23 protein-coding genes are annotated in these 22,704 nt (G+C 51.9%); 7 read left to right on the forward strand and 16 right to left on the reverse strand.

Translation table 11 applies throughout. The annotated features are described in order from the left end of the window. Positions 1–79: 79 nt before the first annotated feature. The gene (locus I9W95_RS01170) at positions 80–646 is read right to left on the reverse strand and encodes a phosphoribosyltransferase (protein ID WP_225670926.1); all 567 of its coding nucleotides are present in this window, start codon (positions 644–646) and stop codon (positions 80–82) included. Positions 647–738: 92 nt separating this feature from the next. Between I9W95_RS01170 and I9W95_RS01175 the strand changes: the two genes are divergently transcribed. Beyond that, a complete protein-coding gene (locus I9W95_RS01175; RefSeq protein WP_225670928.1) occupies positions 739–1,305 on the forward strand; it encodes a phosphoribosyltransferase in 567 nt (188 codons plus the stop codon). A gap of 56 nt (positions 1,306–1,361) precedes the next feature. Here I9W95_RS01175 and I9W95_RS01180 read toward each other — a convergent pair whose 3' ends face one another. The 3 genes from I9W95_RS01180 to I9W95_RS01190 form a co-directional block, all read right to left on the reverse strand. Continuing rightward, positions 1,362–2,060 carry a TorF family putative porin gene (locus tag I9W95_RS01180; protein ID WP_225670930.1) on the reverse strand — a complete coding sequence of 233 codons (699 nt, stop codon included), beginning with the start codon at positions 2,058–2,060 and terminating at the stop codon, positions 1,362–1,364. A 268-nt stretch (positions 2,061–2,328) separates the two neighbouring features. Further along, complete coding sequence (locus I9W95_RS01185) at positions 2,329–3,195, reverse strand: substrate-binding periplasmic protein (protein ID WP_225670932.1); 867 nt, start codon at positions 3,193–3,195, stop codon at positions 2,329–2,331. 34 nt (positions 3,196–3,229) lie between these two features. After that, positions 3,230–4,528: a homoserine dehydrogenase gene (locus I9W95_RS01190; protein ID WP_225670934.1), complete on the reverse strand. Its 1,299-nt coding sequence runs from the start codon at positions 4,526–4,528 to the stop codon at positions 3,230–3,232. 192 nt (positions 4,529–4,720) lie between these two features. Between I9W95_RS01190 and I9W95_RS01195 the strand changes: the two genes are divergently transcribed. Then, a complete protein-coding gene (locus I9W95_RS01195; protein WP_225670936.1) occupies positions 4,721–5,233 on the forward strand; it encodes a glycine cleavage system protein R in 513 nt (170 codons plus the stop codon). Positions 5,234–5,254: 21 nt separating this feature from the next. Here I9W95_RS01195 and I9W95_RS01200 read toward each other — a convergent pair whose 3' ends face one another. Further along, entirely contained in the window at positions 5,255–5,968 is a 714-nt protein-coding gene (locus I9W95_RS01200) for a pirin family protein (RefSeq protein WP_225670938.1), read from the reverse strand. Positions 5,969–6,086: 118 nt separating this feature from the next. Here I9W95_RS01200 and I9W95_RS01205 point away from each other — a divergent pair, with 118 nt between their 5' ends. Continuing rightward, positions 6,087–6,986 carry a DMT family transporter gene (locus tag I9W95_RS01205; RefSeq protein WP_225670940.1) on the forward strand — a complete coding sequence of 300 codons (900 nt, stop codon included), beginning with the start codon at positions 6,087–6,089 and terminating at the stop codon, positions 6,984–6,986. On the opposite strand, the gene I9W95_RS01210 is transcribed toward I9W95_RS01205, so the two are convergent. Continuing rightward, a complete protein-coding gene (locus I9W95_RS01210; RefSeq protein WP_225670941.1) occupies positions 6,976–7,620 on the reverse strand; it encodes a nitroreductase family protein in 645 nt (214 codons plus the stop codon). The two genes, I9W95_RS01205 and I9W95_RS01210, sit on opposite strands and share 11 nt — an antisense overlap. A gap of 102 nt (positions 7,621–7,722) precedes the next feature. Here I9W95_RS01210 and I9W95_RS01215 point away from each other — a divergent pair, with 102 nt between their 5' ends. From I9W95_RS01215 to I9W95_RS01225, 3 genes are all read left to right on the forward strand, one after another. Next, positions 7,723–8,598, forward strand: coding sequence for a LysR family transcriptional regulator (locus tag I9W95_RS01215; RefSeq protein ID WP_225670942.1), 876 nt, complete (start codon positions 7,723–7,725; stop codon positions 8,596–8,598). A gap of 68 nt (positions 8,599–8,666) precedes the next feature. Beyond that, the gene (locus I9W95_RS01220) at positions 8,667–9,455 is read left to right on the forward strand and encodes an enoyl-CoA hydratase/isomerase family protein (RefSeq protein WP_225670943.1); all 789 of its coding nucleotides are present in this window, start codon (positions 8,667–8,669) and stop codon (positions 9,453–9,455) included. A 137-nt stretch (positions 9,456–9,592) separates the two neighbouring features. Then, the gene (locus tag I9W95_RS01225; RefSeq protein WP_225670944.1) at positions 9,593–10,279 is read left to right on the forward strand and encodes a type 1 glutamine amidotransferase; all 687 of its coding nucleotides are present in this window, start codon (positions 9,593–9,595) and stop codon (positions 10,277–10,279) included. A gap of 24 nt (positions 10,280–10,303) precedes the next feature. Here I9W95_RS01225 and I9W95_RS01230 read toward each other — a convergent pair whose 3' ends face one another. From I9W95_RS01230 to I9W95_RS01255, 6 genes are all read right to left on the reverse strand, one after another. Then, entirely contained in the window at positions 10,304–11,338 is a 1,035-nt protein-coding gene (locus tag I9W95_RS01230) for an adenosine deaminase (RefSeq protein WP_225670945.1), read from the reverse strand. Between the two features lie 59 nt (positions 11,339–11,397). Then, positions 11,398–12,375, reverse strand: coding sequence for an isopenicillin N synthase family dioxygenase (locus I9W95_RS01235; protein WP_225670946.1), 978 nt, complete (start codon positions 12,373–12,375; stop codon positions 11,398–11,400). Between the two features lie 243 nt (positions 12,376–12,618). Further along, the gene (locus I9W95_RS01240; protein WP_225670948.1) at positions 12,619–13,713 is read right to left on the reverse strand and encodes a BMP family ABC transporter substrate-binding protein; all 1,095 of its coding nucleotides are present in this window, start codon (positions 13,711–13,713) and stop codon (positions 12,619–12,621) included. Positions 13,714–13,943: 230 nt separating this feature from the next. After that, entirely contained in the window at positions 13,944–15,053 is a 1,110-nt protein-coding gene (locus I9W95_RS01245) for a fatty acid desaturase family protein (RefSeq protein WP_225670950.1), read from the reverse strand. A gap of 8 nt (positions 15,054–15,061) precedes the next feature. Further along, the gene (locus I9W95_RS01250; RefSeq protein ID WP_225670952.1) at positions 15,062–16,183 is read right to left on the reverse strand and encodes a ferredoxin reductase; all 1,122 of its coding nucleotides are present in this window, start codon (positions 16,181–16,183) and stop codon (positions 15,062–15,064) included. 274 nt (positions 16,184–16,457) lie between these two features. After that, a complete protein-coding gene (locus tag I9W95_RS01255) occupies positions 16,458–17,501 on the reverse strand; it encodes a GGDEF domain-containing protein (RefSeq protein WP_225670954.1) in 1,044 nt (347 codons plus the stop codon). A 207-nt stretch (positions 17,502–17,708) separates the two neighbouring features. Here I9W95_RS01255 and I9W95_RS01260 point away from each other — a divergent pair, with 207 nt between their 5' ends. Beyond that, on the forward strand, positions 17,709–17,939 hold the full coding sequence (locus I9W95_RS01260; protein ID WP_225670957.1) for a hypothetical protein: 231 nt from the start codon (positions 17,709–17,711) through the stop codon (positions 17,937–17,939). Between the two features lie 51 nt (positions 17,940–17,990). Here the strand turns inward: I9W95_RS01260 and I9W95_RS01265 are convergent, their stop codons facing one another. The 4 genes from I9W95_RS01265 to I9W95_RS01280 form a co-directional block, all read right to left on the reverse strand. After that, entirely contained in the window at positions 17,991–19,589 is a 1,599-nt protein-coding gene (locus I9W95_RS01265) for an isocitrate lyase (RefSeq protein WP_225670959.1), read from the reverse strand. A 209-nt stretch (positions 19,590–19,798) separates the two neighbouring features. Next, complete coding sequence (locus I9W95_RS01270) at positions 19,799–20,737, reverse strand: sensor histidine kinase (RefSeq protein WP_225670961.1); 939 nt, start codon at positions 20,735–20,737, stop codon at positions 19,799–19,801. Position 20,738: 1 nt separating this feature from the next. Then, positions 20,739–21,281 carry a heme NO-binding domain-containing protein gene (locus tag I9W95_RS01275; protein WP_225670963.1) on the reverse strand — a complete coding sequence of 181 codons (543 nt, stop codon included), beginning with the start codon at positions 21,279–21,281 and terminating at the stop codon, positions 20,739–20,741. Then, complete coding sequence (locus I9W95_RS01280; RefSeq protein WP_225670965.1) at positions 21,278–22,606, reverse strand: HD domain-containing phosphohydrolase; 1,329 nt, start codon at positions 22,604–22,606, stop codon at positions 21,278–21,280. The genes I9W95_RS01275 and I9W95_RS01280 overlap by 4 nt, the downstream gene beginning before the upstream one ends. Positions 22,607–22,704 lie beyond the last annotated feature (98 nt).

Genomic DNA, 22,704 nt, shown 5'->3' on the forward strand with positions numbered 1-22,704 from the left:
GCTTCGGGAGGCCATTGTCTCAGGCTTTCAGGTATTCACCAAGCCTATGATCTGACGCTTTAGTATCACTGATGATGATTTAATCAGCCAGATACGGTGCAACCCAGGATTTGGAACTGTCGATTTCTTCACGACTCAGGCCTTTGAGTTCGTATGGAAACACCAGCCAGTCACCGGTTTCATGCAGAAAGAAATCCGGTTTCAGCTCGGTGCGATTGAACTCGGGACGCTGATACAGCGTTGCGATACGAACTTCCTCTGGAAAGTTGCGCTTCATTTTGGTCTGCAGTCGGCGAATCACTGCACTGATGTTAAGGCCGGTACTGAACACGTCATCGACAATCAGCAAACCGTCATCAACATTGAGATTTTCAATCAGGTACTGGGTACCATGAACACGGATATCCTCCGGCGCCTCCACCATGCTCTGATAAGCAGGAAGACCACGATAGGACGTTCGCAGCGCGATATGGTCGGTTTTCACCCCCAGCGTCTGCAGGCATTCCTGTACATAGATACCAACGGAGCTGCCGCCACGCCACAGGCCAACGATAAAGGTCGGGCGGAAACCACTTTCAAAAATCTGTACTCCCAGACGGAAAGCGTCCTGAATGACGGATTCTTCATCTAAAAATCGTTTCTGCATGGTGAACCTTATGTGACAGAGTATGTATCAGGACGGTATGATAACACCTGACCATTCGGTCAGGTAATCGATTTAACCGGAGACACACAAAGATGGGTGCCAAACTGTACTTAACCGCTCAGGGCTTACTGGAAGACTCATACCAGCTGGCCAGACAGGTGCTCGATAGTGGCTTCCGGCCAACCTTTATGATCGCGGTCTGGCGTGGTGGCGCCCCCATCGGTATTGCAGTACAGGAATTCCTCGACTTCCACGGTATCGAAACCGATAACATCGCGATACGGACATCGTCCTATCAGGGCATTGATAACCAGGCCAAAGAAGTCAAAGTTCATGGCCTGAATTATCTGGTGAAAAACATCACTCACGAAGACAGCCTGTTGATCGTCGATGATGTCTATGACACCGGCCGTTCGATTGAAGCCATCATTACCGAGCTGAAACGCCTGGCGCGTCTGAATACACCACACGATATCCGTGTAGCAGTGCCCTATTACAAGCCAACTCGTAATCAGACAGACCGCGTACCGGACTACTTTGTGCACGAAACAGAAGCCTGGCTGAAGTACCCGCATTCCCTTGAGGGGCTCAGCGCCGATGAAATTGAACAGAACCGCCCGGAGCTTTACGACATCATTAAGCAGCACCTGCCGCGCTGAAGCACAAACACTCCGGCGCAGCACTGCGCCGGAATAACCCGCCCGGGTTTAACAAGTCAGGGCAACAGATCAAAGCCACGGCTTATGCCGAGCACCAGTGTTGTATCAGCATTGTCGTTGTAGTCCGAGTCAATGCTGGTCGCCATCAGCGTTGCCGTGACGGTAAAATCTGCCACATCGCGACTGACCGCTACTTCGTAGCCGAAATAAGACGCCTCGCCATCATCCCACTCGTAAACATCGACATCGGCAGACTTGTTGTAATCCAGCGTCAATGCCACTCCATAGTCCCCTATTGTCATTGAGTGACTGATTTTCAGAATATCGTGCGCAACATCCATTCCGAAATACTCACTCGCATGATTCCAGTAAAACGACGTACCTGAAGCCAGCACAACGCCCGCATAAAACTCTCCGTAATCATAGTCACCAGAGTAATCAGCTCCGTGATAAGTGTACTGTGCATACCCCAGGTCGAACGCCAGACTGTCGTTTAAATCCCGGTAGTACCCCAGGTAAACGTCCACTTCGAGATTGGTATCGTCACCACTGCCGTAGTCCAGATTACTGGCCCAGGTACCGGCGTACACACCTGAATCATGAGCATAATCAAGCGAGCCCTGAAGCGCGGCTCCCTTGTCTGTTTGTGAAACACCGTTGTAACGATAATCGGATACCAGACTCAGTTCAGCAGAAACACCTGCCATCGCAGATAAGGGGAAACAAAGAAGCGCAGAAGTCAGATATTTTTTCATGCTTTTTTCCTCCGGGGAAAATACTCACGCTCTGCCTTTACAGACGCAGACAGCAAGTTATCAACAGCGGCCTGATGTTTTTCAAAATCTGTCATTGCACAGATTATCGACAAAACCAAGGCAAATATTTGCGGGCGTTATTTGACTGCGAGCAGTTAATGATTACCCGCTTTAAATCATAGTTGAAGCACGGTAAAGCCCCACAAAACTGGCGCCTTTAGTGTTATGAAGGTTATAAAGATAAATAAAAAGCACAAAAGACAGGAGTCTAATTTCCGTCAGGTATCGAATTACGTTCAGCGGAATCGTTTAAAGATTGCAGATACTCTCGCTGAATTCTGGCGATATCGATTCGTTGTAATCCCTCATCAAGCACCTTAGCTAAATGCGGATAATTGCGACGGAGACAGACATACAGCTGTTTTAACTCCAGCAGGTGCCGGTTAAAGCGGACTTTCGATGCTAACGGGATTAGCTCCGGATCGTTGTTAATACTGTACTCAAGTAAATTCTGATCAATAACCGCAATATCGATTCTGCCGAACGCAACCTTCTGGATATTGTTTTTGTCCGATACCACCGGTGCAACATGCAGATGTCCATTCTCTACAAGGCGGTCGAACTCACTGGTATTTACGTAGTCACTGACCACACCGATTCGGAATCGGCTCAAATCCTCCAGAGAATGCCAGACCACCGGTGCTTCATTATTTTCTACAAAGCCAAGAGGACCGGAGCCAATGGATGAAGAATATATAAAGTTCTGGCTGATTGCGTCGCTGAAGTATTCCGGGAAATAGCCGTGAAAGCGGCTGCCCTCCTCTTCAGCGACATGCACCACCCGAGACCAGGGAAAGAACTCTACCACCAGCTGATAATCCATTTCAGCCAGCGCGCGACGTACCACTTCGACACTGGCTCCCTGCCCGGGCAGAGTTTCACCGGAATACGGAGGCCAATTCAGCGACGCCAGGCGCACGACACGCTCATCTGCCGTGACCTGTAATGGCAGCATAAAGCATAAGCCGAATATCACCGCTGCAATACGCATAATCCCTCCAGCCGGGATTGGTTTACTTAACACTAGTTTAAAACCAGCCCGCGCAGCAAATTCCAGAAATAAAAAACGGAGCATAGCTCCGTTTATCTATTCCCTGAATCGAAATGAATCAGTTCAGGTGCTCAACACGGATACGGGTCACGGAACCCACAGTGCTGGACAGCGCTTCGATTGCCGTGATCGCATCATTCATCTGCTTCTCCATCACTTTATGAGTCAGCAGGATGATCTGTGCTTTGGTTTCTTCAGATTTAGGCTCTTTCTGAATAAGCGCTTCAATATTGATACCGCGCTCACTCAGGATGGTGGCAACAGAAGCCAGTACACCAGCTTTGTCTTCCACCTGCAGACGCAGATAGTAAGCGGTTTCAATTTCTTCGATTGGCAGAACCTGGACGTCTTCGATTTTATCGAAGGCCAGATGGTTTACGCTGGCGTGCGCTGGCGCATCGTAGCCACGAGCAATATCGACGATATCAGCAACCACGGCAGAAGCTGTTGGTTCAGCGCCCGCGCCGGCACCTACATAGAGGGTATCGCCAACAGCATCGCCATTCACCATCACTGCGTTCAGTACGCCATCAACGGTTGCGATCGGACGACCAACCGGAATCATGGTCGGGTGTACGCGCAGGTCGATACCACGCTCGGTACGACGACTCACACCCAGGTGTTTGATGCGGTAACCCAGTTCGTCTGCGTATTCAACGTCTTCCGGTGTCACCTTAGAGATGCCTTCGGTATAACAACGCTCGAACTGCAGCGGAATACCGTAAGCAATCGAAGACAGAATGGTCAGCTTATGGGCTGCATCGATACCTTCAACGTCAAACGTAGGATCGGCTTCGGCATAACCCAGAGCCTGAGCTTCAGCCAGCACATCAGCGAAGTCGCGGCCTTTGTCGCGCATTTCGGTGAGAATGAAGTTACCGGTGCCGTTAATAATACCCGCCAGCCAGTTAATGCGGTTAGCAGCCAGACCTTCACGAACCGCTTTAATCACCGGAATACCACCAGCAACCGCTGCTTCATACATCACGCTCACGCCTTTGGCTTCAGCCGCAGCGAAGATTTCATCACCGTGCACGGCAATCAGCGCCTTGTTAGCAGTTACCACGTGCTTACCGTTTTCAATGGCGCCCAGAACAACATCTTTGGCGATGGTGTAACCGCCAATCAGCTCAACCACAACATCGATTTCGGGGTTGGTGTATACGTTCTTAACGTCGTCGGTAACCGCGACCGTACCGGTATCAACATTCGGGTTCGGGTGACGGGTAGCCACCTGCTCGATAATAATCTCACGACCCGCCCGGCGTGCGATGTCTTTTGCATTTCGGGTCAGTACATTGAAGGTACCGCCACCAACTGTACCTAAACCACAGATACCTACTTTTACCGGTTTCAAGGTCGTCTCTCCTGTCTTATCAGAGATGTTGTCGTAGTCACCCCGGTCCATCCGGGTAAATAAAGGCCGCTATTCTACGCTAAGCCGCGGCCGTTGCCCAATGGCTGATCAATTATCTGGCTGGGCGCTGTCAGCCCGCTGTGTTAGTGTCAGGTTATCCAATAAAGAAAGAACATCGGAAGGATCAAAACCATGGCAAATTTTCTGGTACTGACGGTCATAGCCGACGATAAACCAGGCATTGTCGAGCAGCTGTCTGCAGCAATCGCGAAGAATGGTGGTAACTGGCTGGAAAGCCGCATGGCGCATATGGCAGGCAAATTTGCCGGTATTCTGCGCATTGCCATCCCGGCGGAAGCATCCAATGCACTGATGGCTGACCTGAGCGCGCTCAACAGCAGCGGTATTCTGGTCAACGCAGAACAAGGCTCCGCTGCAGGAGAAGACGCCAGCATCGAATTGACTCTGAACCTGGTAGGCAACGACCGCGCCGGCATTGTAAAAGAGGTTTCTCAGGCTCTGGCTGGTATGGGTGTTAACGTTCTGGAGCTCACCACCGACTGCGCCAGTGCAGAAATGTCAGCTGTGCCTCTGTTCAAGGCCGAAGCACGCCTGCGCGTTCCACAGGGTTTTGAGGTGGATGACCTGGCCGACCGCCTGGAAGCCATTTCCAACGATCTGATGGTCGAAATCACCCTAGATTAAGTCTGCACCTGATCTGCCCGCTCAGCGAATGCCGGGCAGATCAAACAGCAGTGCCTGAGCGCCGTTACCGCTCAGCACGATCCCGGCTTCAGCCGTTATGGCCACGCCATCACCAGCCTGCAGGTACTTTTCCGTCACATCGTCCCCCTGCCCATTCAGCAACAGCGGCCCGTCGATGACATGCAGGTAGTAGGCTCGGTCTGCGGACATATCAACAACCTCAGTATCCTCCAGCAAACGAACATGACTAACCACAGCATCCTGTCGAATTGACAGAGTGCCATCCCGACCATCGGCAGTGATGACGGGCTGTACCGCCGCCTGCCGGTCAAACGCGGCCTGCTGATAGCCAGGCTCGGTATTCAGTTCGTCCGGCTGTATCCAGATCTGCAGGAAATGCAGCGGCTCAGCCGTTGATGCATTGAATTCGCTGTGGCGAATACCACTGCCCGCCGACATCAGCTGAAACTCACCGGCCGGAAGAACACGCTGATTGCCAGCGGAGTCACGGTGGGCAATCTGACCGGAAAGCACCAGACTGATGATCTCCATATTACGGTGACCATGGGTTGCAAACCCAGCCGCCGGTGCCACCCGATCGTCATTAATAACCCGCAGCGCAGAAAAGCCCATATGCTGCGGATCATAATATTCGCCAAAGGAAAATGTATGGGCACTGTTCAGCCAGCCAAAGTCAGCCTGACCACGTTCATCTGCCGGTCTGAATACCATCATATTGATCACCTCCGTCTGCGGAACACTCAATTGCCCGAAGCACACTCATCAGCGGCAGACAGCCTGCGTCGGGTATGAAATACTGCCCGCCCTTTTGCTTGCCTGTACTGAGCTCTGAGTGTCATCGTCTGCTCATTCTTCTGCTGGCGCACAACATCTGCGCGCCGACCTGATTCTGTTACTGGTTACCCTGCTGGCAGCTATCAGCTGGATGTTTTCCAAGGAAGCCCTGGCGGGCATTCCACCGCTGCTGTTCATGGGCTATCGCTTTCTGCTCGCCGGTCTGCTGCTGGCCATTCCCGGACGCCGTCCACTGGCCACATTGAATGCTGGCGAATGGCGAACATCTGCACTGGTCGGCCTGGTGTTCGGCGCCGCCATGAGTTTCTGGATCATGGGGCTGTTTAACGCCCACACGCTTGGCGAAGGCGCTTTTATTACCAGTCTGGCCGTTGTACTGGTGCCACTGCTGAACTGGCTGGTATTTGGTGAACGACCAGCTGCAACACTGTTTATTGCCCTGCCGCTGGCAGTTTGCGGTCTGGCCCTGCTGTCGTTAAGAGACGGCTTTCATCCAGACCCGGGCCAGTTGTTTTTCTTTACCGCTGCCTTATTGCTGTCGGTAACCTTCATCCTTAACGGACGCGCTGCGGCCAGAATTTCAGCCCTGGCGCTGAGTGCTATTCAGCTGGCTCTGGTTGGCATCGTGGCGCTGAGCCTGTCGTTCTTTCTGGAAGACTGGCCGGATGCATTTCCACCCATTATGTGGATGTGGTTAGTGCTGAGTATCACCGTCGGTACCGCTGCCCGTTTTCTGTTGCAAACCTACGCTCAGGGTATGACCAGTCCCAGTCACGCCGCCGTGATTATGATTCTGGAGCCGGTCTGGACCGCTATCATTGCCGCATTCTGGTTTGAGGAACGCATGGCAGCCGCTCAGATACTCGGCTGCTCACTGATCCTCAGCGCCCTGCTGGTTAACCGCTGGAGTGCGGTGCGTAGCTGGTTCAGTCGCTGAACGCGTGCGTCTCGCCAACTTTCAGATCAAATACAGAGACTTCTTCTGCCGCCAGCCTTGGCTTGCCAGGCCAGTTACCTTCGCGGGCATACCCCAATGTGATCATCATCGCTGGCGTATAGCGCTCGCCAATGTGCAGCGCCTGTTTCAGCCGTTGCGCGTCGAAGCCAATCATCGGGCCTGTGGCCAGTCCCATTGCCGTGGCAGCCGTCATCAGATTCATCGTCGCCATACTGGCTGAGCGCAGTGCTTCATCATGGGCAGACGCTGGATTACTGGCGTAGCTGTTATTCACTGCGCCCACCATGTAGTCACGTACACCTGCATCATAAATACCGGCATCGACGCCACGCTGTGCAATCTCAGGCATGCGTTCATGACCCAGTTCGTCTGCCAGCACCAGAATCACCACCGGCGCATCGGCAACCTTCTGCTGACCGTAGGCAATCTCTTTCAGTGCATCCTTGCTGCTCTGCTCACGGATCACCAGATAGCGGGTATGCTGAATATTGAACGCGGTCGGTGCTTTCTGGGCATAATTAATCAGTTCGGCAACCGTGTCTGAATCAACACTGCGTTCGGTGTCAAAATAGTTCACAGACGTACGCTGTGTCAGGGCTTCAAATACGTTCATAACGATGTTTCCTCAGTTGTTATGAATATATTAATCCGGTAAATTCGATAAAAAATCACATATTTTCGCCCATTACATTCGACCCAAACGAAAGGTTCCATTATGAAGACAACCCTTGAGCAATGGCGCATGTTCAAAGCTGTGGTCGAACACGGTGGTTACGCCCAGGCTGCAGAAGCCATTCATAAGAGTCAGTCGACCATCAGCTATGGTGTACACAAATTGCAGGAACAGCTGGGTGTGCAATTACTGGAAGTCGAAGGACGTAAGGCTGTGCTCACTGAACACGGACGCCTGCTGCTGTTGCGTGCCGATCAGTTACTGGATCAGGCCGAACATCTGGATAAAGTCGCAAACTCCCTCAGCCGCGGAGTTGAACCGCTGGTGCGCGTAGCGATCGATACTATCTACCCCACCAATGTGCTGTTCGATATTTTCGAGGCCTTCTCACAGGAATTTCCCGATACCCGTATAGACCTTGAAGAGTTCGTGCTCAGCGGCGGTAATGAGATGCTTGCTGAAGACAGCATCGACATTCTGGTAACGCCACAAATACCGAATGGCTGGCACGGTGAACATATTTACCGTTCACGCTTTAAGCCGGTAACGACTCCGGATCATCCTCTGCAACTGCTTGGTCGCCAGGTAACCTATGACGACCTTGCTCAGCATCGTCAGGTCGTCCTGCGCGACAGCAGCAAAAAACGCAGCAGCAGCGGCGGTTGGCTGGGGGCCCACCAGCGCTGGACTGTCACACATACCAGCACCCGCTATAACATAGTCCGGCGCGGTCTGGGCTTTGCCTGGCTGCCGGAAAATCTGATTGAACAGGATCTGGCCCGCGGAATACTGAAAGAACTGCCGCTGGAACCAGACGGTACCCGCTATGTTGACCTGTACCTGATTGAAGCTCAGCGCGAAACTGCAGGGCCGGCAACCCGGGCACTGGCACGTTTACTGGCAAACGGTTGTGGATGATCATCCACAACAGCAAAACGAAGAGTTGTAATCTTTGATCATTGCTCTGTCTTACAGGGTTTGCCATCATGCCCGCCAACATGAATTCACGGGGTCAGACCATGTATCAGGACATTACTTACAGCATTGATAACGGCATCGCCGTGATCACCATTAACCGCCCGAAAGTACTGAACGCCATCCGTATTCAGACTTACGATGATCTGATTGATGCACTGAACAGCAGTGATCAGAATGACGAAGTAAAAGTTCTGGTACTGACCGGTGCCGAAGGTCGCTTTACCGCCGGGAACGATCTGTCAGATCTGCTGCCACCAAGCGATATTCGCGAACTGAAAAAGCGCGTCGGCGGTATATTTGAAGCCTTCGCCAGACTCAGCAAGCCCCTGATCATTGCTCAGGAAGGCGTCGCGATTGGCATTGGTGCCAACATGCTGCTGCATGCTGATATCGCCTATGCTGGCAAGAGCATCCGTTACAGCCTGCCATTCGCCAAAATCGGTGTAACCTCTGAAGGCGCCTGCTCTGTTCTGCTGGCTGAAGCGATTGGTCCTAAGCGCGCCAATGAACTGCTGTACACCGGCCGCTTCTTCAGCGCTGAAGAAGCCGAGAAATGGGGTCTGCTGACTGCCATGGTCGACGATGGCCAGGCACTGGAAACCGCCATGAATACCGCACGCGAGCTGCTGAAGAATTCCCAGGATTCTATTCGTGCCATCAAGAAACTGGGCAAAGCCGAGGGCCACGAGGCGCGTGTTAATAAAGCGGTTGAGCTGGAAATGGAGATGTTTGGCAACCTGCTGGATACTCCGGAAACCCAGGCACGTATTAATCACGTGCTGAAAGGCGGCAAATAAGCAGCAGCCTCTCAGCAGACATAAAAAAAGCCACCTTAACGGTGGCTTTTTTTATGTCTGCTGCCTACCCCCTGAAGGATATGCCATTCACGCATAACACCTTATATGCTGGCGGAAACACTTGCGGATACTGAGCAATGCACGCAGTCATTCTTGAGCATATTGAATACGAAGGGTCAGGTTACTGCGAACAGTGGTTGCAGTTACACACAGCAGAAATCAGCCGGGTCCAACTGTACAACGAGCACTATATTCTGCCTGGTTTAGCCCACGTCGATCTGCTGATTATCTGTGGCGGTCCGATGAGCATTCACGATGAGCACGAACACCCGTGGCTTAGTGCTGAGAAAGCGTATATCAGACAAGCCATTGATAGTGGCTGCGCCATTCTCGGACTGTGTTTAGGTGCCCAGTTAATTGCCAGCCAATGCGGTGCCGAAATACGTCGTAATCATCAGGCAGAAATCGGTTGGTTTGAATTAACCGGGCTCAGTCCGGACGCCGATACCTATCGTTTCCCCGATACTTTCACCGTGATGGAATGGCACTACGATACCTTTGATTTGCCTGCTGGTGCTAAACGTCTGGCTTCCTCTCCAAGCTATGAAAATCAGGCCTTTCAGATCGGCCGCCGAATTATCGGCTTACAGTTTCATCCGGAAATGACTTCAGCAGAAATTCAGTATTTTATTCGGGATTTTTCCTGGGAATTAAAAGCTGAACCAGGGATTCAGTCGGCAGATGTTATCGAGAGAGGCATCACTGCTTATGCCGGTGCTGCCAACAAACTGTTGGCCGATCTTCTGGTGTATTTAAGCGAATAAAAAGGGGGCTGAGCCCCTGATAATTTATGCGCAGACTTGCTGCAGCTGTTCAAGCCAGAGCGCTTTCTGCTCCTCGCTGGCGAAGCTCGCCGTCAGACTGTTCGCCGCAAGCCTGGCGGCCTGTTCGCGACTCATATCGAGACTATCCACCAGCGCCATATAATTGGTTAACAGATAGCCGCCAAAAAAAGCGGGGTCATCAGCATTAACAGTGACGCACAGACCACGCTCCAGCAAGGTCAGAATCGGGTGCTCACTCATGTGCTGATAGACCTTGAGTCTGGTATTCGACAGCGGACATACGGTCAGCGGTATATTCTCATGTGCCAGCCGCGCCATCATGGCCTCGCTGTCGGTACAGCGAACACCATGGTCGATACGTTGCACATCAAGGATATCAAGTGCACCTTCGATATAAGCAACCGGCCCCTCTTCCCCCGCATGAGCCACCCGTTTCAGACCCAGTTCCTTACAACGGGAAAAGACCCGCGCAAACTTTTCAGGTGGATTGCCAACCTCAGATGAGTCGAGCCCCACACCAACAAAATGCTGCAGATAGGGTTGCGCCAGATCCAGCGTTGCAAAGGCATCGTCTTCGCTCAGGTGGCGCAGAAAACACAAAATCAGACCACTGCTGATGTCCAGCTGCTCGTTACCGTCGCGCAGCGCACGGGTAATGCCACTGACCACAGTACCAATATCAATACCACGATCCGTGTGCGTCTGCGGATCGAAAAAGGGTTCAATATGAACCACCCCATCCTGCTGACAATGTTCAAGGTACGCCCAGGTTAAATCATAAAAATCCTGTTCGGTTCTGAGGACATCAGCGCACTGATAATAAATATCGAGAAACGACTGCAGGTTGGTAAAATCGTAGGCTTTGCGAACTTCATCGACACTGCCATACGGCAACTGAATACCGTTGCGCTCCGCCAGGCGGAACATTAACTCCGGCTCAAGTGAGCCTTCAAGGTGCAGATGAAGCTCAGCCTTAGGCAGCATGCGAATAAATGCTTCACTGGCTTTCTCCTGCCCCTGCTTCACGATTAACGTCATAAGTTACTCCTCAGCGGCGGATGCCGCATGATCGTCAGCGCATCCCTGCGCAGCTTGCCTCAGGCGTCAGCATCATCCTGACGATAGGCATAAGTGGCAGCGAAACGTGACAGAATCCATTCGCCACTGGTGGTCGGTTCATAACGAGCCGGGTTGTCTGCAGAAATACAGGCATCAATGGTCGCTACCGGTGTGTCATAGCGCGGTTCTACAAAGAATGGCATTGAGTAGCGGTGTTTGCCAGGCGCCAGGTTGCGCACCCGGTGCGCCGTAGAGCGATAGACGTCATTAGTCCAGCGCTGCAGTAAATCACCGATATTTACCACCAGCGAGCCTGCAACCGGTGGCGCACTGATCCACGAGCCATCTTTGCTTTGCACCTCAAGACCACCAACGTCATCCTGCGCCAGCAAAGTGATACAGCCGTAATCGGTGTGAGCTCCGGCAGCCATGGCGCCTTCTGCCACCACCTGGTCCGCCGGGCGCGGCGGATAGTGAATCATGCGTAACACGGAAATGTGCTCGCTGGTAAAATAGCGGGTAAAGAAATCGTCCTCGAGCCCAAGTGCAATTGCCATGGCCCTCAGCATGCGGCGGGCGACGCTCATCAGTAAGCCGTAGTGCTGATTCATCTGCTGCTGAAAACCTGACAGCTCACCGTACTGGTTCGGGCCGTAAAGCGCAGGACAGGCCTGTGCCACCGGATGCTGCGGATGGATATCCATCGCCATATCGAAGGTTTCTTTCCAGTCTCCGGGATTGCTCGGATCCAATTGCTCAGCACCATGGCTGCCCCAGCCACGGTGATTACTGCTGTTGGCGATTGCCATGGCTTCTTTTGCGGCCATTGGCTGTTCAAAAAATCGTTTGGACAAAGCAAACATCGAGTCGAGTTGATGTTGTGAGATGCCATGGCCGGTAATGGCCAGAAAGCCGATCTCGCGACAGGCTTGGTCGATCTGGGCAATCACTGGTTGCCAGTCATCACGGTTTGCACTGCTCAGTGCTGAAATATCAATGACAGGAATTGTTGTCATAGTGTCAGGCCTTTTCGGTAAATGTTACACCTGCTCCCCAATGGAACGGGTGCCACACGGAACTCCGTGTGCATTGCCGGTATTCGCTCTTACCAAGAGGGTATTTCAAGCCGTCTATTGCACAGGGCTGTGCTGGCTCATCTTCTTACCAAGAGTGGCTTCAAGGCTCTTATGGTCTGGCTTCCATGCAAACAGAGCGGCGGGTGCCGCTCTGTTTATCATCTGCGTGAGATAACAGATGTCTTACTTCGGAATAGTGGCATCAATGCCTTCTACATACCAGTTAACACCAGCCAGTTCCGCGTCAGTCAGAGTATGACCAGCCGGAACCACTTCGTTGCCCTGGTTATCTTTGATCGGACCAGTGAATGGGTGGAATTCACCGGATTTGATCTTCGCCTGCAGTTCGGTAACTGCCTTCTTAACGTCTGCTGGCAGGTTGTCATTCATAGAAGCAACCGACAGCATGTCTTCAGCAAAACCGCCCCAGAAGTCCTGTGGTGCCCAGGTACCGGCTTTCACTTTCTCGATAACGTCAATGTAGCGTGGTGCCCAGTCATCACGGATAGAGAACATATGCGCGTTCGGTGCGAACTTGCTCATGTCTGACGCCTGACCAATAGCTTTAATACCACGTTTTTCAGCAGCCATCAGAGGTGCCGGGGAGTCAGTGTGCTGAATAATCACATCAACGCCCTGATCGATCAGTGCGTTTGCAGCTTCGCTTTCTTTAACCGGATCGTACCAGGTGCTTACCCACATGATTTTGATTTTAACCTCTGGATTGACAGCCTTAGCCGCCATGTACACAGAGTTGATATCACGAATGACTTCCGGAATAGGGAAAGACGCGATGTAACCAATGGTGTTGCTCTTGGTCATCATACCGGCAGCAGTACCAGACAGGTAACGGCCTTCATAGGTACGCAGCGCGTAAGTAGACATGTTCTTGCTGCGCTTGTAACCAGTGGCGTGCTCAAAAGTAACTTTAGGGAAACGCTTGGCCACTTTTTCGGTTGGGTTCATGAAACCGAAGGAAGTAGTGAAAATGATGTCGTTGCCGCTTTGCGCCATCTGACGGATAACACGCTCGGCATCAGCACCTGCCGGCACTTTCTCAACGTAAGTGGTTTTAACTTTATCGCCGAAGTGTTCTTCAACCTGCTGACGGGCACGATCGTGCTCGTAAGACCAGCCATAGTCACCGACCGGGCCAACGTAAACGAAACCGACTTTCAGCGGATCTTCAGCCAGCGCACCGGAAGCGGACACTCCGAGGCCCAGAGCCAGTGCAGCTGATGCCAGCAGCCGTTGCAGGTTGGTATGCTTTTTCTTCATAACTCTCTCCGTTATTTAAGCGTGTGCCCCTGAGGGCCTTTTAAGCTTTGGTAAGAGGCTTTTAGCAATAAGTTGGCCAATTGGTCAAGAAAACTGAAAAAAGTCACTCATCCGCGTCAGATCTGGCCTGAAGAATAGCATTTTGCTGGCAGCAAATATGTGAGGCAGGCCCGAGCGCACCAAAATCATACGCATCGGGCCAGACACTGCACTAAGGCAGGTCAGAGAAATCAGGCGGCAGCCCGTGGTCGGGAGTGAAAATAATCCGGCAGAGAATACTTGAGTACGCGCTTAACCACCGTGAAGTACTGATGCCCGAAACTACCAGTGTTGTAGGGAATCTGATGACGATGACAGATTTCCGCAACGCGCTTCGCCATCTCAGGATAATGGCGTGCAGGAATATCCGGGAACAAATGGTGCTCAACCTGGCAGCTCAGGTGCCCCGTCAGAATATGAAACCAGCGTGGCCCTTCCAGATTAGACGAACCAAGGATCTGGCGAAAATACCACTGCCCGCGGGTTTCATTAATGCAATCCTCCTCACGAAAGGTTTGCGCTTCTTCCGTAAAGTGACCGCAGAAAATAATGGTTGAAGTCCACAGGTTACGAATAATGTTCGCTGCCAGGTTGCCAAAGAACACCCACCAGAACACAGGGAAACACACCAGTGGCCAGAAAATATAATCACGAAAAATCGTTTTGCCGGCTTTATTCAGGAAATCGTTACGTAGCTGACGGCGACTGATTGGCAGGCTACTGTCTTTACGGCGCTTGTTCTTACCGACAAAAATGCGCTCCGCCGCCACTTCATGGTACGCAACGCCCCACTGAAACAATAAACTCAGATTAATATAACTGATAAATTGCCAGAGATTTTTAGGACGCCACGGCAAGTCGTCACTCAAACGCAGCATGCCATACCCATAGTCACGATCCTTACCAATAATATTGGTATAGGTATGGTGCTCATGGTTGTGGTAACGCTTCCAGGAATTTCCGTCACCGGCATTTTCCCATTCAAAGCGGCGCGAGCTGATATTCGGATCATTCATCCAGTCGTACTGACCGTGCATCACATTGTGGCCGATTTCCATATTATCCAGAATCTTGGCAAGGCCCAGCATGATCACACCGGCTACCCACCATAGCGGATGAACAAACCCCAGCACCATCACCAGACGGCCGCTCAGTTCAAGCAGACGCTGAGTTCGGATAACCTTGCGAATATAATCTGCATCGGCCTGGCCAATGCGGGACATAAAGTCGTCGCGAACGTCGTTCAGTTCACGCTCAAAAGCATTCAGTGTTTCTGCTGAAGGAGTAGCTGTTTTCGTCATGGGTAAACTCACAAATCCAGAATGACATCACTGCTGGCGACGGATACGCACAGCTGAATTTCGCCAGGGCCGGTGTCTGAATAACGGCCAGTCTGAGTGTTGAACACCACACCACTCTTTTTCTGGCAGATACACTGATGACACACTCCCATACGACAACCGGAAACCGGTTTCAGACCATTAGCCTCTGCCACATCCAGCAACGTCTGTGGTGCATCAGAATCAGTAGCAACCGCTTTTCCCTCTCGCTCAAACGACACCACGTAATTGCCATCCGCCGCTTCAGGCATATCCAGGGGCGCTGCGCCGAAATACTCGAAGTGGATATGGTCAGATACGATCCCCGCACCCGCACAAATATCGCGGGCCATGCCAATCATGGCAGAAGGCCCGCAGATCATGACTTCCCGCGTCACAAAGTCAGGGCAAAAGTCGTGTAAATGCTGGGCGCTGATGAAGCCCTGAACATCTGAATCCATAAAAGACAGCGTCAGCCCCGGAAAGCTCAGCATCAGCTTCTGAAATTCCTCATGAAAGAGCCACGAATGTGCATCACGTGCGTAATACATAAGATGCACCGCACGAGTACTGCTGCGCGCTGCAGCTTCCTGCAACATGGAGCGAAACGGTGTGATACCGCTGCCACCGGCGATCATAAGCAGAGGCTTATCACCCTGTGGCCAGAGAAACTCACCTTTTGCCGCCGAAATATTCACACCGCCGCCGCTGGCGAAGGCCTGTTTCAGCCATGGAGTAATCAGTCCACCCTGCTGTTCACGAATCGTCAGTTCAATTAACCCGGTACGACGATAGTGATCCGGTGAAGACGAAATACTGAAACAACGGATAGCCCTGGCACCATTTTTCTCTGCAGACAGTTCAATGTACTGACCTGCTAAAAACCCTTTCCAGCTGGCTGAAGGGCGCAGTACCAGCGTATATACATCAGCTTGCTCAGGGCGAACCTCCAGCACGCGGGCACGCCAGCTACTCGCCTGCCACCCAGGCCAGATCATTTGCGCCAGAGGTTCAACGTAATCCGCCAGGTTTTGATGCAGCGTCACGGCGCTGGTCACCCAACGCAGGCCTCTGCTCCAGGTATTAAGTTCAAGTGTCTGAGATTGAGTCATTTTCATCGTCCATCGTGGCACGTTTGCAGGGTGCAAAAGGCACATACGGCGCGTTTTAACGACTCCTAAAACCAAAGTCCAATGGCCTGGCTGAGAGGATTTTGGTGGCGTAAATTGTTACATTTTGTAAGCAAAATCAGGTTAGCACTTACAAACCTGCTATCACAGTGAACACCGGATGATTAACATTAAAAGGTGAAATATATGAATAATTTAGAGCTTAAACTCAAATACTATTAACTTTAAGGAAATAATATTTTGACCTCACAGACGCTCAGTCAGCGGGTTCCGCAACACTGAACATCAACTCCATTTCATCGCTCACAACCCGGTTTCGACCCGCATGTTTTGCGGCATACAACCGCTGGTCTGCGGCATGATAAAGGTCAATCAGGGAGTCGCCATCGCGTCCACTGACTGCCACGCCAAAACTACCAGTGAAAGGAACATCCAGCTCGCCGATGTGGAAATCCCCCTGCTCCAGGGCACGCCGGGCAGACTCAGCGACCTCCCGCCCGGCATTTAAATCGGCGCCTGGCAGCAAAATACAGAACTCTTCGCCACCCAGGCGGAAGATATAGTCGGTCCTGCGCACCACAGACTGCAGTTTTTCGGCTGTGAAAATCAATGCCTCATCTCCCGCCGGGTGGCCATAGCGATCATTAACGGTTTTGAAATAGTCGAGATCCAGCAACACGATGGCTACACTCTGCTGGCGTGCCCTGGCATTGCGAATTTCAGACTCCACCAGCTCCGCCAGTCGCATCCGGTTCAGTAACCCGGTCAGGCTGTCACGTTCGGCAAAATGCAAAAGCTTGCGACTATAGCGCTCGCGCCCATGTTCGTAGTGGTGTGCGAAACTCCAGATGGCGACGGCACATATAACGATGTTCGCCACACTGACCGGACTGATCACCCCGGAGGAGTAGAAACGGTAGAGGAAAATACAGGCTGCGGTGAATAAATAAAACGCAGTGATTACAAACCCACGACCTACCCCCGTCAGCAGATAAGAAATCTGAGGAATGAGGAAGACCCAGACAAAAATAGTGTCAGATGCCCCTGGCTGAGCCAGTGCAAACATCATAGTCGTCAGAAAGGGGATGAGATACGCAAGAATCCATTTATCGAGATGCTCTGTACGACTGACAACGCGATACAGCAACAAAGAATAGGCTGCCACGATCAGTTCAACCGTACCCAGTACATAGAGACCACGACTCATATTCAGGGCAAAGAAAATAACGCCACTGACACCTGTAATCAGTAACAGGATTTTGATCAGTGTTCGCCGGTGTAATGGCTCCCGCAGTGACATCGCTGAATTCCCTTTCGCCTACTGACAATATTAATAGCTTCAGCATTCTATTGGAAAGGCGCTGCGCTGTCGTATCAGGAATAGGTAAAAGCCCGCCAATGTTGGCAAGCACGTACCAATGATGATCGGACCTGTCAGCAAAGCCACTATCCGTGAATTGCAGGCATAAAAAAGGCGACCCTAAGGTCGCCTTTTCAGAACACTAACGTGTCAGCACAAACCTTCAGGAAAGAAGGTTTGGACAATCATCAGATTGCTCGAAGAGCTGGCTACATGGATGTAGCCAGTCAGCAATTAGATGTTGTTGAACTGGTTAGAAGTGTTCTTAGCACCACCGGCTTTCAGAGCGTTCTCACCAGCAACAGGCTTTCTTTGTGCCTTTGTGGCCGCCACAAAGCTTTGCTGGTGCTCACGACGATCCGAGAATTACAGGCATAAAAAAGGCGACCCGAAGGTCGCCTTTTCAGAACACTAACGTGTCAGCAACAATTAGATGTTGTTGAACTGGTTAGAAGTGTTCTTAGCACCACCGGCTTTCAGAGCGTTCTCACCAGCAAAGTATTCTTTGTGGTCGTCGCCCATGTCGGAGCCAGCCATGTTCTGGTGCTTAACGCACGCAATACCCTGACGGATTTCTTTACGCTGTACGCCAGCAACGTAGCCCAGCATACCGGCTTCACCGAAGTACTCTTTAGCCAGGTTATCAACAGACAGCGCAGTCGTGTGGTAAGTAGGCAGAGTGATCAGGTGGTGGAATACGTTCGCTTCGCGAGAAGTATCCGCCTGGAAAGTCTTGATACGAGCATCAGCAGCTGCAGACAGCTCAGACTCATCGTATTCAGCAGACATCAGATTAGCGCGATCGTATGCAGAAACGTCTTTACCTTCAGCTGCCCATGCATCATAGGTCTGCTGACGGAAGCTCAGAGTCCAGTTGAAAGATGGAGAGTTGTTGTAAACCAGTTTCGCGTCTGGGTGTACTTTACGTACTTCGTCCATCATGCCTTTGATTTCGTGAACTGTTGGGATTGCAGTTTCAATCCACAGCAGGTCAGCGCCAGCATTGATCGCTTCGATACAGTCGAATACACAACGCTCGTGGCCAGTGCCAGGACGGAACTGGTACAAACCAGAAGGCAGACGCTTAGGACGAACCAGCTTGCCGTCACGGTTGAATACAACGTCACCCTGCTTCATGTCAGCAACGTCAACTTCTTCAACGTCCAGGAAAGAGTTGTAAACGTCACCCTGATCGCCTGGCTCTTTAACCACTGCGATTTCTTTGGTCAGGCCAGCGCCTTCGGAGTCAGTACGTGCAACGATCAGACCATCGTCAACACCCAGTTCCAGGAAAGCGTAACGCAGAGCGCGCAGCTTAGCGTGGAAGTCGTTGTGAGGAACGGTTACTTTACCGTCCTGGTGACCACACTGCTTCTCATCAGCAACCTGGTTTTCGATCTGCAGACAGCAAGCGCCCGCTTCGATCATCTGCTTAGCCATCAGGTAAGTCGCTTCAGCGTTACCGAAACCAGCGTCGATGTCAGCAATGATAGGCACGATGTGAGTTTCGTAACCATCGATCTGAGCTTCGATTTCTTTTGCTTTTGCTTCGTCGCCAGCTGCACGAGCTGCGTCCAGAGCACGGAACAGACCACCCAGTTCACGAGCGTCAGCCTGACGCAGGAAGGTGTACAGTTCGTTAACCAGAGAAGCTACAGCAGTTTTCTCGTGCATAGACTGGTCAGGCAGTGGACCGAAGTCAGAACGCAGAGCTGCAACCATCCAGCCAGACAGGTAGAGGTAACGACGTTCGGTAGAACCGAAGTGCTTCTTGATGGAGATCAGCTTCTGCTGACCTACGAAACCGTGCCAGCAACCCAGAGACTGAGTGTATTTGGTTTTGTCTTTGTCGAACTCAGCCATGTCACGACGCATGATAGAGGCGGTGTACTTAGCGATGTCCAGACCAGTTTTGAATTTGTTCTGCAGACGCATACGCGCAACAGATTCAGCCTGGATTGCTGACCAGGAAGCATCTGCTTTCTCGAGAACTGCCGCTGCAGCTTTGATTTCGTCTTGGTATGACATGAGTCAATCCTTCAGTTTTGGGTGGGTGACGTTGTCCGGATGCCTTAATGGCGGCGAACCTACGTAAAAATTGCAGGGGAATAGTAGAGGCTTACCCCCCATAATTGAAATCAATAAGATGTATATCTGACATTTCCCAGATGAATGGGGGTATTCAACCTGACTGCGCGGAAATAATAAGAGGTTAAAGCCTGCGTTTGTTGCGAAAATCAGGCCTTATCGAGCGGAATTCTTACGGTGAAGGTCGTGCCAACCCCCAGGGTACTTTCGACCCGGATATCGCCACCGTGCTCCTGCACCGCATTATGCGAAATCGACAGGCCAAGACCTGTTCCCTGTCCCACGGGCTTGGTAGTGAAGAATGGCGTAAACAGATACTTCATGTGCTCTTCGTCAATGCCATGCCCATCATCACGGATCACAACCTCAATGAAGCCGTTGTTTACCCGGCTGACAATTTCAATCTGACCATTTTCCTCAACCGCCTGATTGGCATTGGCTATCAGATTGACAAACACCTGGTTCAGCTTGCCAAAATAGCCACTGATCTCCGGCAACTCGCCGTAATCGACGCTGAGCTGAGCATGATACTTCGTCTGATTATTGAGAATATTGATAGCCGCACGCAAACAGTCGTTAATATCGACGGCCGTTCTTGTCCCATCGTCCTGGCGGGTAAAGGACTTAAGATCCGCAACAATCTGCTTAACCCGCTCAAGCCCCTCTATCGTTTCAATCGCCAGATTCTGATAATCGCTTAGCAGATAGGCGATATCAAACAGCATCAGACCTTCCCGCCATGCTTCCTGAATCTGTTCGACGGATTGTCCACCAACAATCAGCTGGTCGGCCTGATTCAGAAAACGCTGAATATCCTGCAACCCTTCCACCAGACTGGAGAAGTTGCTGTAGATATAGCCCAGAGGATTATTTATTTCGTGGGCAACCCCGGCAGCCAGAACCCCCAGAGAGGCCATTTTTTCGGTTTGTACCATCACCCGCTGCTGGTCATGCAGCGCATCATTCACTTCCTGCAGCTGCTTGTTGGACAAATACAGCTCGCGTGATCGGTCCTCAAGCAGTTGCTCTGCCTGTTTCCGTAACTGCTTTTCCCTGATATACGCTTTCTCGTAATCGACATCAGCCATATCACTGCTCCAGCAGACGAACCTTCAATCCACAATGATCTGCACCGTCATGCATGCAGGGTGAGTGCTCAATCGCCACAGGGGTTTCGAAATGGCGGGAACTGCCAACAATCAATCCCTCCGCCAACATGCACATTTTGCGCGGCGAACGATAATTCATCAGTAGTTCAGCCGGGCTGCTCTGCTGATACTCGAATGTCGGCAAAGCAGCATCGGGATAGAGCTTGCGCACTTCCATATGAACAATGCGATCAACCGAGATCAGAAACTGAATGAGGTCATCTGCAGCATCAAAAAAGTCGGGAAAGCGCTGATACAACTCACCTGCCATATACTCGCCAAAGGCTTTCAGCAACACAGCGGCTTCCAGCCCCGTAACCTTAACCGCAGACGACACCAGAGCCACCAGCTCTTCATCCGGGTATGTCTGGGTGGAAACGTACAGGCCATCCGAGTCCGCATCTTCCAGCACGGCATCCCAGCCCTCCAGGCCATAACGCTCTTCCACCATATCGCGCAACATATCAAATACAACACCCTTCATGAGCCAACCTCCCCTGACAGCGCTATATGATCTGCATCGCGGTAAACATGAATCTCCAGCGGTTCGTCCATCAGCTGTTCAAGATGCTGCATTTTACCGATGATATCGCTATCGACCCGGTAGTGTTTTTTCAGCAGCACCATCCCACGCCCACTGAACAGGTCCCGTGACAACACCATACCTTCTTTCAGTGCTTCGCTGCTTATACACAGTTCACTACCGTCAAGATGGTCATGTTGATAGCGCCTGGCGACCTGAATAAAGGCATCGACAACTTGCGGGTCATAGCGCTTACCTGTCTGTGACTCGATTTCATGGCGCGCCTGAGAGGCATTGCAGGCAACACCGTTAAAGCGCCCCGCCAGCCAGTCACCGTAATCACGAACAACGGCCAGCACCCGGCTGCCAAGCGGAATATGCTCCCCGGCCAGCGCATCGGGAAAGCCGGAGCCGTCGTAGCGTTCAAACTGATGGCGGATAAAGTCACTGGCCACCACCAGCGCTGGCACACCGAACAACGCGGCTTCAGCCAGAACGGGCCATTGTCTGAACTGCTGCATTTCCTGAGCATTGTAATCACAGTAGGGCTTATCGAGCATGGCGTCAGAAAAGCCCAGACGCCCGAGGCCTGACAACATCACGGCTTTGCGCATCGCGTCTGTTTCTTCACTGCTCATTCCCAGAAGGCCGGCAATTTCCTGCGCCATCAGGGCATCGAGCAATACAGTACGGCTGTTTTCTTCATCGCGTTGAGACGCCAGGGTCGACGCCAGGGTCACCATGTGTTCGTAGCTGTAGTGAAGTTCTTCCGTGCGCTTACGGACCTTCGCCTCCAGATTCGCATTCAGATTTGCCAGTTCGGCATTCTTAGACGCCAGCTCCGCAGCCAGTCTTTCGTTCTCAAGTTCGAGGAAACGCGCTGCAAGTAAGTCACTGACCACCCGCCGTAACTCGACGTCGTCCCATGGCTTGTTCATGTAACTGGCGATCTGACCATCGTTTACCGCTTTAATGGTCGACTCCAGATCGGCGTAGCCGGTCAGGAGTACCCGCCGGGTTTTAGGCCATTCTTTCGCGGCAGCAGACAGCAGCTCAGCACCCGACATACCAGGCATTCGCATATCACTGATAAGCAAGTCCACGGGCTGTGCACGCATCAGTTCCAGTGCTTCTGCACCAGACGGCGCCGTCAGTATTTCCATCGAGTCCTGACGCAACGTCCTGGCCAGTGCTTTAAGCACGTTAGGTTCGTCATCCACCAGCAGAACCCTTGGCTGAACATTTACACCGCCGGGCCGCTGTTTGTGGGAAGCATCAAATGCCATACACCACCTCAGAAAGGAGTTATAAGCTCAGTCTAGACAATGCTTGGCAAGGAGTAGCCCACAGCCCCTGCTGGTCCGTAGGCATAGAAGAAAAGCGA

Origin of the sequence: Thalassolituus marinus, from assembly GCF_020320395.1 — a bacterium.
GTDB lineage: Bacteria > Pseudomonadota > Gammaproteobacteria > Pseudomonadales > Oceanobacteraceae > Venatoribacter > Venatoribacter marinus.

What these genes read in the sequence shown, in the direction of transcription:
- I9W95_RS01170 (WP_225670926.1), bottom strand. Translation starts at nt 646, where the DNA reads ATGCAGAAACGATTTTTAGATGAAGAATCCGTCATTCAGGACGCTTTC.
- I9W95_RS01175 (WP_225670928.1), top strand. Translation starts at nt 739, where the DNA reads ATGGGTGCCAAACTGTACTTAACCGCTCAGGGCTTACTGGAAGACTCA.
- I9W95_RS01180 (WP_225670930.1), bottom strand. Translation starts at nt 2,060, where the DNA reads ATGAAAAAATATCTGACTTCTGCGCTTCTTTGTTTCCCCTTATCTGCG.
- I9W95_RS01185 (WP_225670932.1), bottom strand. Translation starts at nt 3,195, where the DNA reads ATGCTCCGTTTTTTATTTCTGGAATTTGCTGCGCGGGCTGGTTTTAAA.
- I9W95_RS01195 (WP_225670936.1), top strand. Translation starts at nt 4,721, where the DNA reads ATGGCAAATTTTCTGGTACTGACGGTCATAGCCGACGATAAACCAGGC.
- I9W95_RS01200 (WP_225670938.1), bottom strand. Translation starts at nt 5,968, where the DNA reads ATGATGGTATTCAGACCGGCAGATGAACGTGGTCAGGCTGACTTTGGC.
- I9W95_RS01210 (WP_225670941.1), bottom strand. Translation starts at nt 7,620, where the DNA reads ATGAACGTATTTGAAGCCCTGACACAGCGTACGTCTGTGAACTATTTT.
- I9W95_RS01215 (WP_225670942.1), top strand. Translation starts at nt 7,723, where the DNA reads ATGAAGACAACCCTTGAGCAATGGCGCATGTTCAAAGCTGTGGTCGAA.
- I9W95_RS01220 (WP_225670943.1), top strand. Translation starts at nt 8,667, where the DNA reads ATGCCCGCCAACATGAATTCACGGGGTCAGACCATGTATCAGGACATT.
- I9W95_RS01225 (WP_225670944.1), top strand. Translation starts at nt 9,593, where the DNA reads ATGCACGCAGTCATTCTTGAGCATATTGAATACGAAGGGTCAGGTTAC.
- I9W95_RS01230 (WP_225670945.1), bottom strand. Translation starts at nt 11,338, where the DNA reads ATGACGTTAATCGTGAAGCAGGGGCAGGAGAAAGCCAGTGAAGCATTT.
- I9W95_RS01235 (WP_225670946.1), bottom strand. Translation starts at nt 12,375, where the DNA reads ATGACAACAATTCCTGTCATTGATATTTCAGCACTGAGCAGTGCAAAC.
- I9W95_RS01240 (WP_225670948.1), bottom strand. Translation starts at nt 13,713, where the DNA reads ATGAAGAAAAAGCATACCAACCTGCAACGGCTGCTGGCATCAGCTGCA.
- I9W95_RS01245 (WP_225670950.1), bottom strand. Translation starts at nt 15,053, where the DNA reads ATGACGAAAACAGCTACTCCTTCAGCAGAAACACTGAATGCTTTTGAG.
- I9W95_RS01250 (WP_225670952.1), bottom strand. Translation starts at nt 16,183, where the DNA reads ATGACTCAATCTCAGACACTTGAACTTAATACCTGGAGCAGAGGCCTG.
- I9W95_RS01255 (WP_225670954.1), bottom strand. Translation starts at nt 17,501, where the DNA reads ATGTCACTGCGGGAGCCATTACACCGGCGAACACTGATCAAAATCCTG.
- I9W95_RS01265 (WP_225670959.1), bottom strand. Translation starts at nt 19,589, where the DNA reads ATGTCATACCAAGACGAAATCAAAGCTGCAGCGGCAGTTCTCGAGAAA.
- I9W95_RS01270 (WP_225670961.1), bottom strand. Translation starts at nt 20,737, where the DNA reads ATGGCTGATGTCGATTACGAGAAAGCGTATATCAGGGAAAAGCAGTTA.
- I9W95_RS01275 (WP_225670963.1), bottom strand. Translation starts at nt 21,281, where the DNA reads ATGAAGGGTGTTGTATTTGATATGTTGCGCGATATGGTGGAAGAGCGT.
- I9W95_RS01280 (WP_225670965.1), bottom strand. Translation starts at nt 22,606, where the DNA reads ATGGCATTTGATGCTTCCCACAAACAGCGGCCCGGCGGTGTAAATGTT.